Below are 13993 nucleotides of genomic sequence, written 5' to 3'. Positions count from 1 at the left end.
GTTGTCCAAGCTCAGATCGTTATTAGGACAGCCAAGTGGGGAGGATGTCAACACAGTGAGAAGGTATATAAGGGAAATTAATGTGGCAGTTATCCATCCCTATTCTGACCGGTATTAAGTTGGAAGTTAGCCATCAAGGGGTCACATTAACTGCAAGCAACATCAATATTTGAAATCTCCGGTTTCGCCACGGGTGTTCCTGATGGATTGTTTATGGGGATGATGGTGTGATCCTGAAAAGTTCGATTTCAGCTTTTACTTTCACTTTCGGTCAGGCCACTTTACAGTTTGAACCGGATGTCAAGATCTCTCTCCAAGAGATGTCAGCGATGCTGGCTCGTGCATATGCTTACGCCAAGAATAGCGTGTCTGTAGCTAGCCTTAACGTTTCAGCATTTACTGATATTGACTCTGCACCGCAATGGGCTCCAAGAGGCTATCAGCGAGGTGTACAGCCTTTGATTGAATCAGGGACGTGCTAGAGGACAATTTGCTCCGAAGCAAAACGGCACATGTGCCGAAAGTGCACAGATGATCCTCAACCTGTTGAGTATTATGGAGTAACGATTATGGCCAGTTCCAGATTGTTGGGACTGGCTGTTTTTTTTACAAATTGGATTAGCTGGAAGCACTTTAAGGTACATTTACAGGAGTGCATAATAGTCAATTTTGGCAGGGTGCAGCTACTTTTATCAAGAAAAGGCTGTTTTAATGGGATGCTATAGATGGTTTGGAATCGTTACGGACTGTATTGCAGCTATTTTAACTTTTCGGCTTGTTTTTCCAAGTTTTCGGACACCATAGCTCTTATTGTCATACTTTTGCATGTAATCGCAGTATATTTTAATGAATAGCTGCATGTGAGTCCGATAGCTGAGCGAAATGGTACAAATCAGCTTAATAAGGTCTCCTCGGTCCGATACGCTGGAACTCCTAACCAACGATCACAATCCAAAGTCTGGAAGATGGTCGTCATGTCTTCTCCGATCTTTTGGAAATGTAGTATTATATTGGGTTTGAAGTACTGAAAATTACCCTTCAGAGGCAAGTAATTACTAGTATTAATTGTTATAAGCCAACACAAATTGTTATGTTGTGTTATGATAGTAGGGAGGTGACTCCCATGAATGATTTTGAGAACTATCCCGATGAGCTGGGTAATTTCATTCGGCACATCAGAAAGACGAGAGGGTTAACCTTAAGAGGACTGGAAGAAAAGAGCGGCATAAGTTACTCACAGCTTAGCAAGATCGAACGTGGAGAGAGCATTCCGCTAAAAGACAATCTGGACAAGATCATCGAAGCACTTGGAACAGATCTGAAGAATCGGATGTATCATTTGGCAGACTATATGCCAGATATTGAATATATCAAGACCTTAAAGCATGGTTATGAGCTGCCACAGCTTAAACAATCTCAGGACTACATTTATGAGACGGCATTTAACAAGCTTAAGGAATTCAGGGCAAAGGAAGGTAAAGAAACATCTTACGTTTCCTTTGATTCTAATGAAGTCATAGTTTATGAAACGGAATATGGGGCAGGAATGGTAATAGAGAAGATTGAGAAATACAATCTTACCGACGTCCTGAACGATAAGTTTGAGGGTTGCCTCGACTCCTTAAGAAAGAGCCCTCGGAAAGGGCGTCAAGCCTTTCTATTTGGCGAGTGGTTACGGGAGTGCGTTTATGAGCTGAAGGAAGAAGAACAGGATCAGGTCATACAAGCGCTCAAAGAATTTACGCAGTTTAAAGTACAACAGATAAAGGGTGCTTATAAATAATGTGTGTTTCATAAATGATCTCAAAAATGAATAATGTTGCCCTTTCTTGCAGCCATCTATTCATCTTGATCCATAAACTAACAACTAAAAATGGTTTGACAGAAAAGGGGATATTAATAATGAAAATTAACATGAAGTTTACCAGCAAGGGAAAAGTCGCTATAGAGAATTTTAATAACGAGGAATTGCTGGAGATCTTCGCACGATACATCAAGACATTATCCAAAAAGTATGATATCGAAGTTGATGTTCCTCTTGAAGAGAATCAAAATATTGTTGGTGATGGCGCTGTAATTGCGACTGCACAAAATGTGAAATGCGATGTAGAAACATTTTTCAAAGAGCTGGGTAGAGATATTAAAGTTCCTTTGAAGAAAAGACTTGGCGGAAAATTAGAAAATGTATTTAAAACGGAAATTACGGAGTAGAAGATTACTCTATTTCAGGGAGTAGTCCTTGCTTCATACAAAGAAGGTAGGGCCGTTAGGAGGCTCTACCTTCTTTATGTTGATGAAGTTAACATGAAGACAATCTAGAGGGCACTCACAGTAAAAGCCATGGGAAGATATGTACTTGCGACATAATAAGTGAATTAATTTGTGTACGGGGATGTTATGATTTTTCAGTTTGTATGAGATCTCTACTGTCTAAAATCTCTCTAACAATCTCTATGAAATCTGGTAAAGCTTGTGCCTCAAGCGCTAATTTATAGATGTTAAGTAATTCTTCATCAGATATCGATTCAAGAGATGAGGGGCGTGGTGAGGGATGAAAATAGTAATTCATTTGGTTCCTCCATCATGTATTTGTTTTTATTACACATTTATATATATGGTATCATTTGGAATACAATCCGTCTCCTGTCATTCATCCTACGAATTTATCTTTACATCTTAGGGGAATTATGGCATAATGACTTTTTTTTATGTGATAATAGATTGTTTTACTTTGAATTTTAATAAACAAAAACAATCCCGACATGTATAGTACATGTCGGGATTGTTTTAATCAGAGTCTTTCTTTTGAGTAGATAAGTACTTCTTTAGGCGTGGTTCATTGGATTCCGAAACGGTAGTGAACTGCGTACCTTGATTAAAGCATACAATCTTTCGCTCGGGATCATAGCCTTCTATGTTGTTGATATTAACGACGTTGCTGCGGTCAAGGCGTTCGAATCCCTTACCCTCATACGCTACGGAAAGATCAGAGAGCGTGGTGGGGAGAATAAATTCGCCTTCTTTCGTATGGACGAATATTGTATTCTTATAATTCGAGAAATACAATATTTCTTCCTCTAGAATATCACTAGAGGAACCGTCTTTCTGTAAGACACGCATCTTTTCCCCATCCTTGTTTAATTACTTGCGCAGTTCTTTTGGAATCTCAGGGCTGTGCAGTAATGGTTTTAAAATTGTTGCAAAAACATGAGCAGAAGCAGCAAGCGTGTTAGAAGCATATCGAGCTAGAGTTTTCTTCATCTAAGTGACCTCCTTTGTAATGGAATTATGACTGTAAAGGATTGAAATAAAAACGCTAATCCAATAACAGAAGAATGGATCCAGAAATTCAAAGCCACCAGAGTTATGGAAATTACTTTCAAGCCCAGATACCATTCTTTGGGAATTATCGCGTTAGCATCAGGATTTGGAGCAAATAAGATCATAACAAGCAAAGAAAAAAGATTAATCCAAATGAAATGGTTATGTATTAGATAAGTGATATGAGGGATCAGTGAACATATAAATATAGATACAATATTGCAGGACCTTGCGGATTTTAAATGCGCACCGCCAGAAGACATTCTTAAGAGTATAAAGCTGAATAAGGCTATAAATGTTTCCTTTAGCTGTCCAGTGAGCCCGCCAATGCATAACGAAGTTATAATAATGAATAAAGTATTAAGAATAATGCTAAGGGCATAATGCATGATTTCAATGGAATGCGTTTGCTCTGGATTACTTTTCTTAATGACCTCAACAATTCTAAGTGCTAAAAGATTCATAGTTATTTCGATCCTTTTTGTAGGAAAAATAAAGATATCCCCATAATATTATTCCATAGAAAATTGGGATCAAGAAAAAGAAAAAGGATTCAACAAAGTAGGAAAGAGAAGTAACAATAGTTAATGCAGGAAGATTAAGAATGAACAATATTTTTTCGCTAGTCGTTGTTTTAATTTTTACATCGGGTTTATCAGGTACAAAGTCAAATCCAATACGTCTATTGCCCACATACACACCAATGCAAATTACTGTTAAAGCTGATAAAAATTGAAGTATAAAAACATTGATTGAAATATAGTCCAGTAAGGTTAAAGGCAACTTGGCGATAAATTTTAATATATAATAAAGACTGGTCTGAATCACCGAGTAGGATTGATAGGCCATCCCGGTTAATATGGAAGCGTAGAAGGGATGAATCCGGAACAATAGCCACATAAAACAAAACATTAGCGCATATTGTGAGAGAATATCTAACTGGAATAAATCATAGTTAGTTCTAAGTGAATAAGAAAAAAAGCCCATTATAAAACTTGCAAACACCATCTCTTTATGATAGAGGTCTATTTTGAAGATTTTAAAAGCTAAAAAGAATATAGCATAGGTTTCTAGTCCTGAAAATATTATAAACAGAATAAAATCTATCATGCTGACACTCCCGATGTCTTCTAGTATAACTAACCCTTTTAATGCAAGTATCGTATATAATGGACTAAAATACAATAACTAGAACGCAATTTTCCTCCTAATATTTCAAAAAAATTCAAAAAGAGAGGAGTTTAGACATGGGTCGACGGCTGGAAAGTAATGAGTATTTGAGTGAATTATCAAAGTATGTCGATTTAGTGCCAGTTGAAGGGGACATTAGTGCTATTTTTAGAGAGCAGACGGATGAGATTTGTAGTTTTATTTCGAACCTTACGGAAGAGCAAGGAGACCATCGTTACGCTCCTGACAAATGGAGTATAAAGCAAATGGTCGGCCATCTGGCGGATACTGGAAGAATTATGTCTTATCGTTTATTGCGCGTGGCAAGAGGAGATACGACTCCGCTGGCGGGCTTTGATGAAAAGGACTATGTGCCTACCGCAAATTTTGAAGCGCACACTCTAGAAAAACTACTGGCTCATTACAAGCTTGTCCGAGAGTCAACGCAAGCTCTTTTGGACACTTTGCCGGAAGATGCATGGACTCGAAAGGGAACGGTTAACAATGCAACCATCTCCACGAGAGCAGTGGCCTGCGTAATGATTGGGCATGACCAGCATCATTTTAACATTCTTAAAGAAAGATATCTTGTTTAAGCGAGTTTTATTTTTTTGGAAAAAAAGCATTCCTGAGGCCATCGCGGCTTCGGAATGCTTTTTTAGCTAAAGGTATATATTTTGGGCCCCCCGCAAAGTACCTGAGTAAGCATCGAAGCAAAGCCTTACTTTGTGGGGATGTTTTACAGTGGAGGATTCTTGTGACATTTACGGCATACTGGATAGTAGGCTTCATTGCCGCCAATTTGGATTTGCTTACCGCTGTATACAGGCTTACCATTTTCTACTCTTAGAGCCATCGTTGCTTTACGCTCGCAGAACCAGCAAATGGTCTTCATTTCCTCGATTTTATCAGCGTAAATCAGCATGTATTTGCTGCCTTCAAATAGCTGGTTCTGGAAATCATTTTTAAGTCCAAACGCCATAACGGGAATGCCTAGTTCATCTACAATCCGTACAAGCTGGAGAATGCAGTCCTTGCTTAGAAATTGACATTCATCAATTAGTACACAGTGGGGTTTGGGCTGGTGGCTGCTAACAATATTATAAATATCGGTATTCTCGTCAATAGGTATTGCCTGTTTCCGCAGCCCAATACGGGAGGAGATAAAACCAACTTCGTCCCGATCGTCTATGGATGGAGTGAAAATGAGCACCGATTTCCCTTGCTCTTCATAATTATGCGCAACCTTGAGTATCTCAATAGATTTACCGCTGTTCATTGCTCCGTATTTGAAAAACAATTGTGCCACTTCCATCTATCCTTTCGTATAAGCCAATAATCTAATCTTAAAAATGCGACCTTATTAGAGTATCATATTCGTGTCAGCTGTATCCAGTGAAAACATTGCTATAGAATTGAATGTGGTATGATAAAAGGAATCAAGTGATTGGAAAGGAAGTAATAAGTGTGACTGAAAAATTAGACGAATACAAGGAACGTTTAGCCCTAATTCAGCAGAATGGAAATCTGTCTATTGAGGCTGAGGCTTTGCTGGAAGAGATGATGGCAGATTTGGTGGAAATGAATCGGAGCAATAAAGCGCTGCGGCGGGCGATTATGAAAACTGGGCAGGCCTCCACGATGTCGACTCGTTTAAGGGATGCACTGTACGAATAGAAAAAGAGGGTATGCGAATGGGTTTGATTTTCTCTTTTCTCAAAAAATATAAGGTAGCTGCAATAGCTGCCCTTGTAATGATGCTCATTGAACTAGCGGTGGAATTGTCACAGCCTTTGCTCATCTCCAAAATTATTGACCAGGGCATTAAAGAACAGAACACCTCTGTAGTATGGCTCTGGGGCGGTGTACTGATCGGCAGCGCGGTAGTCGCGTTTATAGCTGGGGTCTTAAGTTCTTTTTTTGCTGCCCATGCCAGTCAGAGCTTTGCATTCGATCTTAGGGACAAGTTATATGAAAAGGTACAATCCTTTACATATGAAGTGTTCAATCGGTTTGCTACCTCGTCGCTGATCACGCGTCTGACCGGCGATGTATCGCAGCTGCAGGACACTATATTTATGAGCCTTCGCTTTATGACACGGGTGCCACTGGTTGTGGTGGGTAGTGTAATCATGGCATTGGTTGTTCATGTGAAGCTGGGATTATTTCTCACTGTAGCTCTACCTTTGTTGCTTCTCTTCCTTTACTTCGTCATGAGAAAAGCATCTTTGTTATTTCGCAACGTACAAAATCGGCTAGACGGTGTGAATGGTGTAATTCAGGAGAATCTTACGGGTATTCGCTTAATCCGGGTATTCGTGCGCATGGGACATGAGATTGAACGTTTCACGGTATTTAGCGGGAATTTGATGAAATCCACGGTATCGGCACTACGTTTGACAGAGACAACGATGCCATTTGTTATGCTTATTGTGAATGCAGCGATTATGTCGATCCTATGGTTTGGACGGATTGAGATTGCCAATGGGGCTGCTACTTTAGGAGAAACGGTTGCGGTAATTAATTACTCTTTACGAACCATTGGAGCGCTTTCAGCTATATCTGGGTTAGTCGTTACAATTTCCAGGGCACGTGCCTCCTCACAGCGTATTACAGAAGTGATGTCAGCAGGTGCTGGAGTTAAGGAAGGCGGAGCTGCAAAGGGCGATCCGATACAGGGGCATGTCCAATTTGAAAGCATCAGCTTCAAGTATCCTGAGAGTGATATTTCGGTGCTGGAGGATATTACTTTTGAAGTTGCTGCTGGTGAGCGAGTAGCGATTATGGGAGCCACCGGTTCAGGAAAGTCTTCTCTTGTCGGTCTAATCCCACGTTTATATGAAGAGACAGACGGTATCATTCGCATTGATGGGCAAAAGAGCGCCGATATCGATATTTCAAGATTGCGGCGATCGATCGGTTACGTTCCTCAAGAACTGCAGCTCTTCAGCGGATCGATTCGCGATAATATCGCTTGGGGCAATGAACATGCTACACAGGAAGAAATCGAACATGCAGCGGCTGCCGCACAAATTCACACAACAGTGATGGATCTGCCCAATGGTTATGACACCATGCTTGGTCAGCGAGGGGTAAATCTGTCTGGTGGGCAAAAGCAACGGTTGACCATTGCTCGGGCGCTTGTGAGGAAACCTGCTATTTTGATCCTCGATGACAGTACGAGTGCGCTTGATGCTGTTACAGAAGGACTTTTACTGGAGGCGCTAAAAGAGATTTCATGTACAACCTTCCTGATTACTCAAAAGATCAGTTCTACTGCATCTGCAGATTTGATTCTGCTGTTGGACGAAGGGCACTTAATCGGTAAGGGAACACATGAGGAGCTTATGACAAGCTCTGCGCTGTACCGCAAGATTTATGAATCACAGGTAGAGGAGGCGAAGCAGCATGTTCAAAGCAATTCTTGAACCCTTTCGTCATCCAAAGCCCGTCATTGAGCTTGGAGCAGGAAGAAGCCTTGGTTCAGCTGCAGGAGGGAAGCCTAAAGCGAAGGCGAAGGATTGGGGCGGCACGCTCATGCGGATTTGGAGCTACCTTGCCGAGCGTAAAGCTAAGCTTGTTCTCGTTCTGTTAATGGTAGTCTTCAGCTCGGCTTTAGCACTGCTCGGGCCTTATATGATTGGTAAAGCCGTGGATGATTATCTCGAAGGCACTGGCGGACGATCGTGGACGATTTTTCTGATCAGCCTAGCTAGTGTTTATATCTTCTATTCTTTAACTTCTTGGCTGCAAAATATATGGATGATTGAAATTGCCCAGGAGACTGTATTTCGGATGCGCACGGAGTTATTTTCCCATCTTCATCGGTTGCCCATCTCATTTTTTAATCGGAGACAGCAGGGCGAAATCATGAGTCGTCTTACCAATGATATTGAGAACGTTAGCTCTACGCTAAATAGCTCAGCCATTCAGATCTTTTCCAGTGTTTTGACGTTGCTTGGAACGGTGGGGGTAATGCTATGGCTAAGTCCTCTTCTGACGCTGCTCACGTTCCTGGTTGTGCCATTGATGTTATTAGGCATGCGCTGGATTACTCGGCGTACGGGTCCTCTTTTTAAGGAACGTCAGCGTAATGTGGGTGAGTTAAACGGCTATATAGAAGAGACGCTATCCGGTCAACGGATTATTAAGGCTTTTTCACAAGAGGAACGGGTCATCGCTGGTTTTCATGAACGCAATAAGCGAATTATGCTCTCTGGATACTGGGCACAGTCGATTTCTGGCTTTATTCCTAAGCTGATGAATGGACTTAATAATTTGAGCTTCGCTATTGTGGCTGGAGTCGGTGGTTTGCTAGCGATTCGCGGAGCGATTACGGTCGGTGTGATTATTGTGTTTGTAGAATATACGCGTCAATTTACTCGCCCTCTGAATGACTTAGCGAATCAGTGGAATACGCTGCTGTCAGCGGTTGCGGGAGCAGAAAGAGTGTTTGAAGTGCTGGACGAAGAGACGGAAGCGAAAGATGAAGGTGCAGCCACTTCGCTGGTTAAAGTTGAAGGTGCAGTAAAGTTCGAAAATGTCTCTTTTTCATACGATGGAGGATCTAACACGCTGCATGATATTAGCTTTGAAGCGAAACCTGGCGAAATGATCGCTTTGGTGGGACCTACCGGTGCCGGCAAAACAACCCTTATCGGGCTGTTATCCCGTTTCTATGATCCCAATCAGGGTAAGATTACGCTGGATGGCTTAGATGTCACTTCGATCCGGCGTGAAAGCCTGAGGAGCCATATGGCATTTGTATTGCAGGATTCTTTTTTGTTCAAGGGCAGCATCCGCGATAATATTCGTTACGGGAGACTGGACGCTTCCGATGAAGAGGTTGAAGAGGCGGCCAAGCTGGCTAACGCTCATTCTTTTATTATCCGAATGCCGGAAGGCTATGATCGAATGCTCTCGGCAGATGGTAGTGGCATAAGCCAAGGACAAAAGCAACTACTCTCCATTGCAAGGGCCATTCTCGCCAACCCTTCTATGCTTGTCCTTGATGAAGCCACTAGCAGTATTGATACGGTGACTGAAATCAAGATTCAGGAAGGACTTCAGGCACTGATGAAGGGACGTACCAGCTTCGTAATTGCTCATAGACTGGGCACCATCCGCGCAGCTGATCGAATTCTTGTTCTTCAAGGGGGCAAATTACTGCAACAAGGCTCTCATGAGGAGTTGTTGAAGCAAGGTGGCTTGTACAGCGAGTTGGTGCAGGGCGGCCGTAAAGAGGCGCTTGATAAAGCTGGGCTTTAAGCAGTGCATAAAAAGACGAGAGCTTTCAAGGAAGCGCAAGTTGCGTCCGTGAAAGCTCTCGTCTTTATGTAATGTGTGGATATTCATTATGCGTTTGAATTGAGTTGTCGGATGGTTGAATTGCATAATTTGCAATAGATTTCGATTGTGCAATGAGGGAACGATTATGCTGCTTAGGAGATCGTTTCTTGCGTTGCCGCTTGTTTCGCTTTTTGTTTCTCCTTGAACCGAGGGCCAACATAATTGCGTTTGCGGTCTCTTGCTAGAATCCAGCCGCCAAGGAAAGTCATACCCGCTGCAAAAAGCAGAAATCCTCCGCCGAAATGCAGCCAAGCGAAATCTGGAACAACGGAGTCATCGCCATGCATAGAGATATAATCAAAAATATCGTCCTTCATCATTAAGAAGCCCTTCATTGCGATTAAACCAGGAAACACAAGAATAAGGATGGCAATGAAGCGTGAAATTAACAGTTTCATAAGTGTCTCCTACCCCTCTTAGCCCATTAGATTCAACCATATGATAACGCTTTAGTAAGAAAAAGTCCATTTGGATATGACGTTTATAAGTTTTGTAATACTCTAAAAAGAGAGTACAATATACAATGTAAAATGAACTTACGTGTAATGACTGGAGGATACATATCATGACAATTTCATGTGACGTGGCCATACTTGGCGGAGGAACCGGGGGATATGTGGCAGCCATTCGCGCTGCACAGCTTGGAAAGTCCGTCGTCGTCATCGAAATGGACAAACTGGGAGGGACCTGCCTGCACCGTGGCTGCATTCCTAGCAAATCGCTGCTCCGTAGCGCAGAGGTATATGCTGAAATCAATGAGAGCGAGAGCTATGGCATTGAGACAAGCGGTGTACAGCTCGTATTCCCAAAAGTACAAAAGCGCAAGGAAGCGGTAGTTGAACAACTTCATCAGGGCGTACAATATTTGATGCGCAAAAATAAAATACAAGTTATTAAAGGCAAGGGGCGCGTGACGGGGCCCTCTATTTTTTCTCCGCGCAGCGGTGCTGTAGCTGTGGAGCTAGAAGACGGAGAAATGGAAACAGTAGTTTCTAACCATCTTATTATTGCTACAGGATCTCGTCCCCGTGTATTACCTGGTCTGAAACCAGACGGGAAAGTTATTCTTAGCAGTGATGAAGCACTCACGCTCGACGAGTTACCTTCTTCCATCATTATTGTTGGAGGCGGAGTAATTGGGGTGGAATGGGCCTCTATGCTTGTTGATTTCGGAGTACAGGTTACGGTAGTTGAAGCTGCTAGTCAGTTACTGCCTCAAGAGGATGAAGAAGTAGCTAAAGAACTGCAACGTCTACTTAAAAAACGTGGTGTTAAAGTACTGACTGAAACTACAGTGGATGCTGCAACCTGCAAGGTAACGGACGATGGAATTTCAATCGATGCCCGTAAGGGAGAGCAAACCCAAAGTCTATCTGCAGAAAAGCTGCTTGTATCCGTAGGTAGAGTAGCAAATATCGAGAATATTGGCCTGGAAAATACAGATATTCGCTTTGATAAAGGAATTATCGCTGTAAATGCTAGTATGCAAACGGCTGAGCCGCATATTTATGCGATTGGCGACTGTATCGGTGGGCTACAATTAGCTCATGCCGCTAGCCATGAAGGTATCATGGCGGTAAATCATCTCTCCAGTGAGAAACTTCATCCTTATCACACACATCTTGTACCACGTTGTGTTTATACACGTCCTGAAGTAGCGAGTGTGGGTCACACTGAGAAGGAAGCTAAAGCAATGGGACATGATGTAGTGATTGGTAAATACCCTTTCTCGGCCATTGGCAAGGCGATTGTATACGGCCAGAAGGACGGGTTTGTAAAAGTTGTAGCGGATCGAAGCAGCGGAGATATTCTCGGTGTGCAGATGATTGGTCCTCATGTTACGGATCTAATCGGGGAAGCTGCATTGGCTCAACTGCTAGATGCAACACCTTGGGAGGTTGGTGAGGCCATCCATGCTCACCCTACACTTTCGGAGATCATTGGAGAAGCGATGTTAGCTGTAGATGGAAGATCTATCGGGATTTAGCTTTTCTTTTTGGGTGGAAAGGGATTATAATAGACTCAAGCCAAGTCTTAGTACCAGGTTTTAAGATCAGGATACAATTGGTCTTAAATCCTGTAAGACTCAGGCTTTATGAATAAGGAGGTATCTCTTTATGGAATCCCAAGATACTGTAGAAACGATTAACAGACATAAGCAGCTTGGACTAAGTGACGGCCAGGTCATCGATATGTACAGATATATGCTGCTCGCACGTAAATACGACGAGCGCAGTCTGCTGCTTCAGCGTGCTGGCAAGATTAACTTTCATGTCTCCGGCATTGGCCAGGAGGCGGGTCAGGTAGCCGCAGCATTTGCGCTGGACCGGCAGAATGATTATTTTTTACCGTATTACCGTGATTATGCTTTCGTACTCTCTGTGGGTATGACTACTCGTGAATTAATGTTGTCCGTGTTCGCAAAGGCAGAAGATCCAAACAGTGGTGGGCGGCAAATGCCAGGCCACTTTGGTAGTAAACGTCTGCGTATTGTGACAGGCTCAAGTCCTGTAACTACACAGGTCCCTCATGCGGTTGGTTTTGCTTTGGCAGCCAAAATGCAAAAGAAAAAATTCGTCTCCTTTGTAACCTTTGGGGAAGGCTCTAGCAACCAAGGCGATTTTCATGAAGCTTGTAACTTTGCCGGAGTGAATAAGCTACCGGTTATTATCATGTGTCAGAATAATCAGTACGCGATCTCTATTCCTGCTCATAAACAGCTTGGCGGCAAGGTCAGCGACCGTGCTCTGGGTTATGGATTTCCAGGTGTGCGTGTAGATGGCAATGATCCACTGGAAGTATATCGTGTCGTTAAGGAAGCTCGGGAAAGAGCACTTGCGGGTGAAGGTCCTACGTTAATCGAAGCCATGATGTACCGTTTGTCTCCACACTCCACCTCGGATAATGATTTGGCTTATCGGACCAAAGAAGAGGTTGATGAGAACTGGAAGAAGGACGGCGTAGCCGGATTCCGTAAATACCTGATCGATCTGGGACTTTGGAGTGACGAGCAAGAACAAGATCTTATTGCTGAGTGCAATCTTGAGCTTAAAGCAGCTATTGAATATGCTGATAACGCTCCGTTCCCGAAACCGGAAGATACACTGCTACATGTATACAGTGATTCCGACCCGAAAGGAGGAGCATAAACCATGGCTATAATGGAATATATCGATGCCATTCGGCTCGCGATGAAAGAAGAAATGGAACGCGATGAATCCGTGTTCGTGCTTGGTGAGGACGTAGGTCTCAAAGGTGGTGTTTTTACCACAACTAAAGGTCTGCAAGAACAGTTTGGGGAAGAGCGTGTACTGGATACACCGTTAGCGGAATCAGCTATAGCTGGTGTGGCGATCGGTGCAGCTATGTATGGTATGAAGCCGATTGCTGAAATGCAGTACTCTGATTTCATGCTTCCAGCAACGAATCAAATCATTAGCGAAGCGGCCAAGATCCGCTATCGTTCAAATAACGATTGGAATTGTCCGGTTGTCATTCGTGCGCCTATCGGCGGCGGTGTATTCGGCGGTCTGTACCATTCTCAGTGCCCGGAATCAATTTTCTTCGGGACACCAGGATTGAAGATTGTCGCACCTTACTCTGCTTACGATGCAAAAGGACTATTGAAAGCAGCCGTACGTGATCCTGATCCGGTTTTATTCTTCGAGAACAAAAAGTGCTATAAGCTGATCAAGGAAGAAGTACCAGAAGGTGATTACATCGTTCCTATTGGCGAAGCTAATCTGCTGCGTAAGGGAACAGATATTACGGTTATTGGTTATAGTTTGCCATTGCATTTTGCGATGCAAGCAGCAGAAGAATTGGAACGCGAAGAAGGCATTACAGCGCATATTCTGGATCTGCGGACCTTGCAGCCTCTTGATCGTGAGGCGATCATCGCTGCTGCTCGTGAGACAGGGAAGGTTCTGATTGTGCACGAGGACAATAAAACGGGCGGTATTGGCGGCGAAGTGGCGGCAATTATTGCTGAGCATTGTCTGTTCGAACTAGACGCGCCGATCTTCCGTCTTTGTGGTCCCGATGTTCCGGCTATGCCAATCAGCCCACCAATGGAGAAGTTCTTCATGCTTAGCAAAGAAAAAGTGAAGGCGGAAATGCTTCGACTGGCGCAATATTAAAATAGTGAGTGGAA

Annotated in this window: 17 protein-coding genes; 10 read left to right on the top strand and 7 right to left on the bottom strand. The window is 43.0% G+C overall.

Annotated elements, in window-relative coordinates:
- Positions 1-227 precede the first annotated feature (227 nt).
- The 3 genes from QNH28_RS21060 to QNH28_RS21050 all read left to right on the top strand — a co-directional run bounded on the left by QNH28_RS21060 (position 228) and on the right by QNH28_RS21050 (position 2211).
- Entirely contained in the window at positions 228-482 is a 255-nt protein-coding gene (locus QNH28_RS21060; protein WP_283908400.1) for a hypothetical protein, read from the top strand.
- 641 nt (positions 483-1123) lie between these two features.
- Positions 1124-1783, top strand: coding sequence for a helix-turn-helix domain-containing protein (locus QNH28_RS21055; protein ID WP_042190416.1), 660 nt, complete (start codon positions 1124-1126; stop codon positions 1781-1783).
- Between the two features lie 119 nt (positions 1784-1902).
- Positions 1903-2211, top strand: a complete 309-nt coding sequence (locus QNH28_RS21050) for a hypothetical protein (protein ID WP_042190413.1) — start codon at positions 1903-1905, stop codon at positions 2209-2211.
- A gap of 184 nt (positions 2212-2395) precedes the next feature.
- Here the strand turns inward: QNH28_RS21050 and sda are convergent, their stop codons facing one another.
- From sda to QNH28_RS21030, 5 genes are all read right to left on the bottom strand, one after another.
- Positions 2396-2569 (bottom strand): sporulation histidine kinase inhibitor Sda, encoded by a 174-nt coding sequence (sda, locus tag QNH28_RS21045; protein WP_081382883.1) that lies wholly within the window; start codon positions 2567-2569, stop codon positions 2396-2398.
- Between the two features lie 218 nt (positions 2570-2787).
- On the bottom strand, positions 2788-3120 hold the full coding sequence (locus QNH28_RS21040; RefSeq protein WP_283908399.1) for a LytTR family DNA-binding domain-containing protein: 333 nt from the start codon (positions 3118-3120) through the stop codon (positions 2788-2790).
- Between the two features lie 21 nt (positions 3121-3141).
- Positions 3142-3261 (bottom strand): cyclic lactone autoinducer peptide, encoded by a 120-nt coding sequence (locus QNH28_RS21035; RefSeq protein ID WP_283908398.1) that lies wholly within the window; start codon positions 3259-3261, stop codon positions 3142-3144.
- Complete coding sequence (locus tag QNH28_RS29750; protein ID WP_481858332.1) at positions 3258-3785, bottom strand: accessory gene regulator ArgB-like protein; 528 nt, start codon at positions 3783-3785, stop codon at positions 3258-3260. The genes QNH28_RS21035 and QNH28_RS29750 overlap by 4 nt, the downstream gene beginning before the upstream one ends.
- Entirely contained in the window at positions 3766-4431 is a 666-nt protein-coding gene (locus QNH28_RS21030; RefSeq protein WP_283908397.1) for a hypothetical protein, read from the bottom strand. Before QNH28_RS21030 ends, QNH28_RS29750 begins: the two co-directional genes overlap by 20 nt.
- 137 nt (positions 4432-4568) lie before the next feature.
- On the opposite strand from QNH28_RS21030, the gene QNH28_RS21025 reads away from it, so the two are divergent.
- Complete coding sequence (locus QNH28_RS21025) at positions 4569-5087, top strand: DinB family protein (RefSeq protein ID WP_283908396.1); 519 nt, start codon at positions 4569-4571, stop codon at positions 5085-5087.
- Positions 5088-5230: 143 nt separating this feature from the next.
- On the opposite strand, the gene QNH28_RS21020 is transcribed toward QNH28_RS21025, so the two are convergent.
- Positions 5231-5800, bottom strand: a complete 570-nt coding sequence (locus QNH28_RS21020) for a thymidine kinase (protein WP_094876424.1) — start codon at positions 5798-5800, stop codon at positions 5231-5233.
- A gap of 158 nt (positions 5801-5958) precedes the next feature.
- Between QNH28_RS21020 and QNH28_RS21015 the strand changes: the two genes are divergently transcribed.
- Genes QNH28_RS21015 through QNH28_RS21005 form a run of 3 tightly spaced genes read left to right on the top strand, consistent with a single transcriptional unit; the run spans position 5959 to position 9759 of the window.
- Positions 5959-6168 (top strand): hypothetical protein, encoded by a 210-nt coding sequence (locus tag QNH28_RS21015; RefSeq protein ID WP_283908395.1) that lies wholly within the window; start codon positions 5959-5961, stop codon positions 6166-6168.
- 17 nt (positions 6169-6185) lie between these two features.
- Positions 6186-7919, top strand: a complete 1734-nt coding sequence (locus QNH28_RS21010; protein WP_283908394.1) for an ABC transporter ATP-binding protein — start codon at positions 6186-6188, stop codon at positions 7917-7919.
- Positions 7900-9759: an ABC transporter ATP-binding protein gene (locus tag QNH28_RS21005; protein ID WP_283908393.1), complete on the top strand. Its 1860-nt coding sequence runs from the start codon at positions 7900-7902 to the stop codon at positions 9757-9759. The genes QNH28_RS21010 and QNH28_RS21005 overlap by 20 nt, the downstream gene beginning before the upstream one ends.
- A 173-nt stretch (positions 9760-9932) precedes the next feature.
- On the opposite strand, the gene QNH28_RS21000 is transcribed toward QNH28_RS21005, so the two are convergent.
- Positions 9933-10238: a DUF2627 domain-containing protein gene (locus tag QNH28_RS21000; RefSeq protein ID WP_283908392.1), complete on the bottom strand. Its 306-nt coding sequence runs from the start codon at positions 10236-10238 to the stop codon at positions 9933-9935.
- 167 nt (positions 10239-10405) lie between these two features.
- Between QNH28_RS21000 and lpdA the strand changes: the two genes are divergently transcribed.
- The 3 genes from lpdA (at position 10406) to QNH28_RS20985 (ending at position 13979) form a co-directional block, all read left to right on the top strand.
- A complete protein-coding gene (gene lpdA / locus QNH28_RS20995; RefSeq protein WP_283908391.1) occupies positions 10406-11827 on the top strand; it encodes a dihydrolipoyl dehydrogenase in 1422 nt (473 codons plus the stop codon).
- Positions 11828-11957: 130 nt separating this feature from the next.
- Positions 11958-12989 carry a thiamine pyrophosphate-dependent dehydrogenase E1 component subunit alpha gene (locus QNH28_RS20990; RefSeq protein ID WP_283908390.1) on the top strand — a complete coding sequence of 344 codons (1032 nt, stop codon included), beginning with the start codon at positions 11958-11960 and terminating at the stop codon, positions 12987-12989.
- A 3-nt stretch (positions 12990-12992) separates the two neighbouring features.
- Complete coding sequence (locus QNH28_RS20985) at positions 12993-13979, top strand: alpha-ketoacid dehydrogenase subunit beta (protein ID WP_042129758.1); 987 nt, start codon at positions 12993-12995, stop codon at positions 13977-13979.
- The last annotated feature ends 14 nt before the right edge of the window (positions 13980-13993 follow it).

Source organism: Paenibacillus sp. G2S3 (assembly GCF_030123105.1).
In the GTDB taxonomy this organism is placed as follows: Bacteria; Bacillota; Bacilli; order Paenibacillales; family Paenibacillaceae; genus Paenibacillus_AQ.
Note: the sequence above shows the minus strand (reverse complement) of the source record. Positions and strands in the feature narration are given on the sequence as shown.

Excerpts from the sequence above, each read along its gene's own strand:
- QNH28_RS21005 (WP_283908393.1), top strand. The coding sequence starts at position 7,900 with ATGTTCAAAGCAATTCTTGAACCCTTTCGTCATCCAAAGCCCGTCATT.
- QNH28_RS29750 (WP_481858332.1), bottom strand. The coding sequence starts at position 3,785 with ATGAATCTTTTAGCACTTAGAATTGTTGAGGTCATTAAGAAAAGTAAT.
- QNH28_RS21030 (WP_283908397.1), bottom strand. The coding sequence starts at position 4,431 with ATGATAGATTTTATTCTGTTTATAATATTTTCAGGACTAGAAACCTAT.
- QNH28_RS20985 (WP_042129758.1), top strand. The coding sequence starts at position 12,993 with ATGGCTATAATGGAATATATCGATGCCATTCGGCTCGCGATGAAAGAA.
- lpdA (WP_283908391.1), top strand. The coding sequence starts at position 10,406 with ATGACAATTTCATGTGACGTGGCCATACTTGGCGGAGGAACCGGGGGA.
- QNH28_RS21010 (WP_283908394.1), top strand. The coding sequence starts at position 6,186 with ATGGGTTTGATTTTCTCTTTTCTCAAAAAATATAAGGTAGCTGCAATA.
- QNH28_RS21040 (WP_283908399.1), bottom strand. The coding sequence starts at position 3,120 with ATGCGTGTCTTACAGAAAGACGGTTCCTCTAGTGATATTCTAGAGGAA.
- QNH28_RS21035 (WP_283908398.1), bottom strand. The coding sequence starts at position 3,261 with ATGAAGAAAACTCTAGCTCGATATGCTTCTAACACGCTTGCTGCTTCT.
- QNH28_RS21000 (WP_283908392.1), bottom strand. The coding sequence starts at position 10,238 with ATGAAACTGTTAATTTCACGCTTCATTGCCATCCTTATTCTTGTGTTT.
- QNH28_RS21055 (WP_042190416.1), top strand. The coding sequence starts at position 1,124 with ATGAATGATTTTGAGAACTATCCCGATGAGCTGGGTAATTTCATTCGG.
- QNH28_RS20990 (WP_283908390.1), top strand. The coding sequence starts at position 11,958 with ATGGAATCCCAAGATACTGTAGAAACGATTAACAGACATAAGCAGCTT.
- sda (WP_081382883.1), bottom strand. The coding sequence starts at position 2,569 with ATGAATTACTATTTTCATCCCTCACCACGCCCCTCATCTCTTGAATCG.
- QNH28_RS21025 (WP_283908396.1), top strand. The coding sequence starts at position 4,569 with ATGGGTCGACGGCTGGAAAGTAATGAGTATTTGAGTGAATTATCAAAG.
- QNH28_RS21050 (WP_042190413.1), top strand. The coding sequence starts at position 1,903 with ATGAAAATTAACATGAAGTTTACCAGCAAGGGAAAAGTCGCTATAGAG.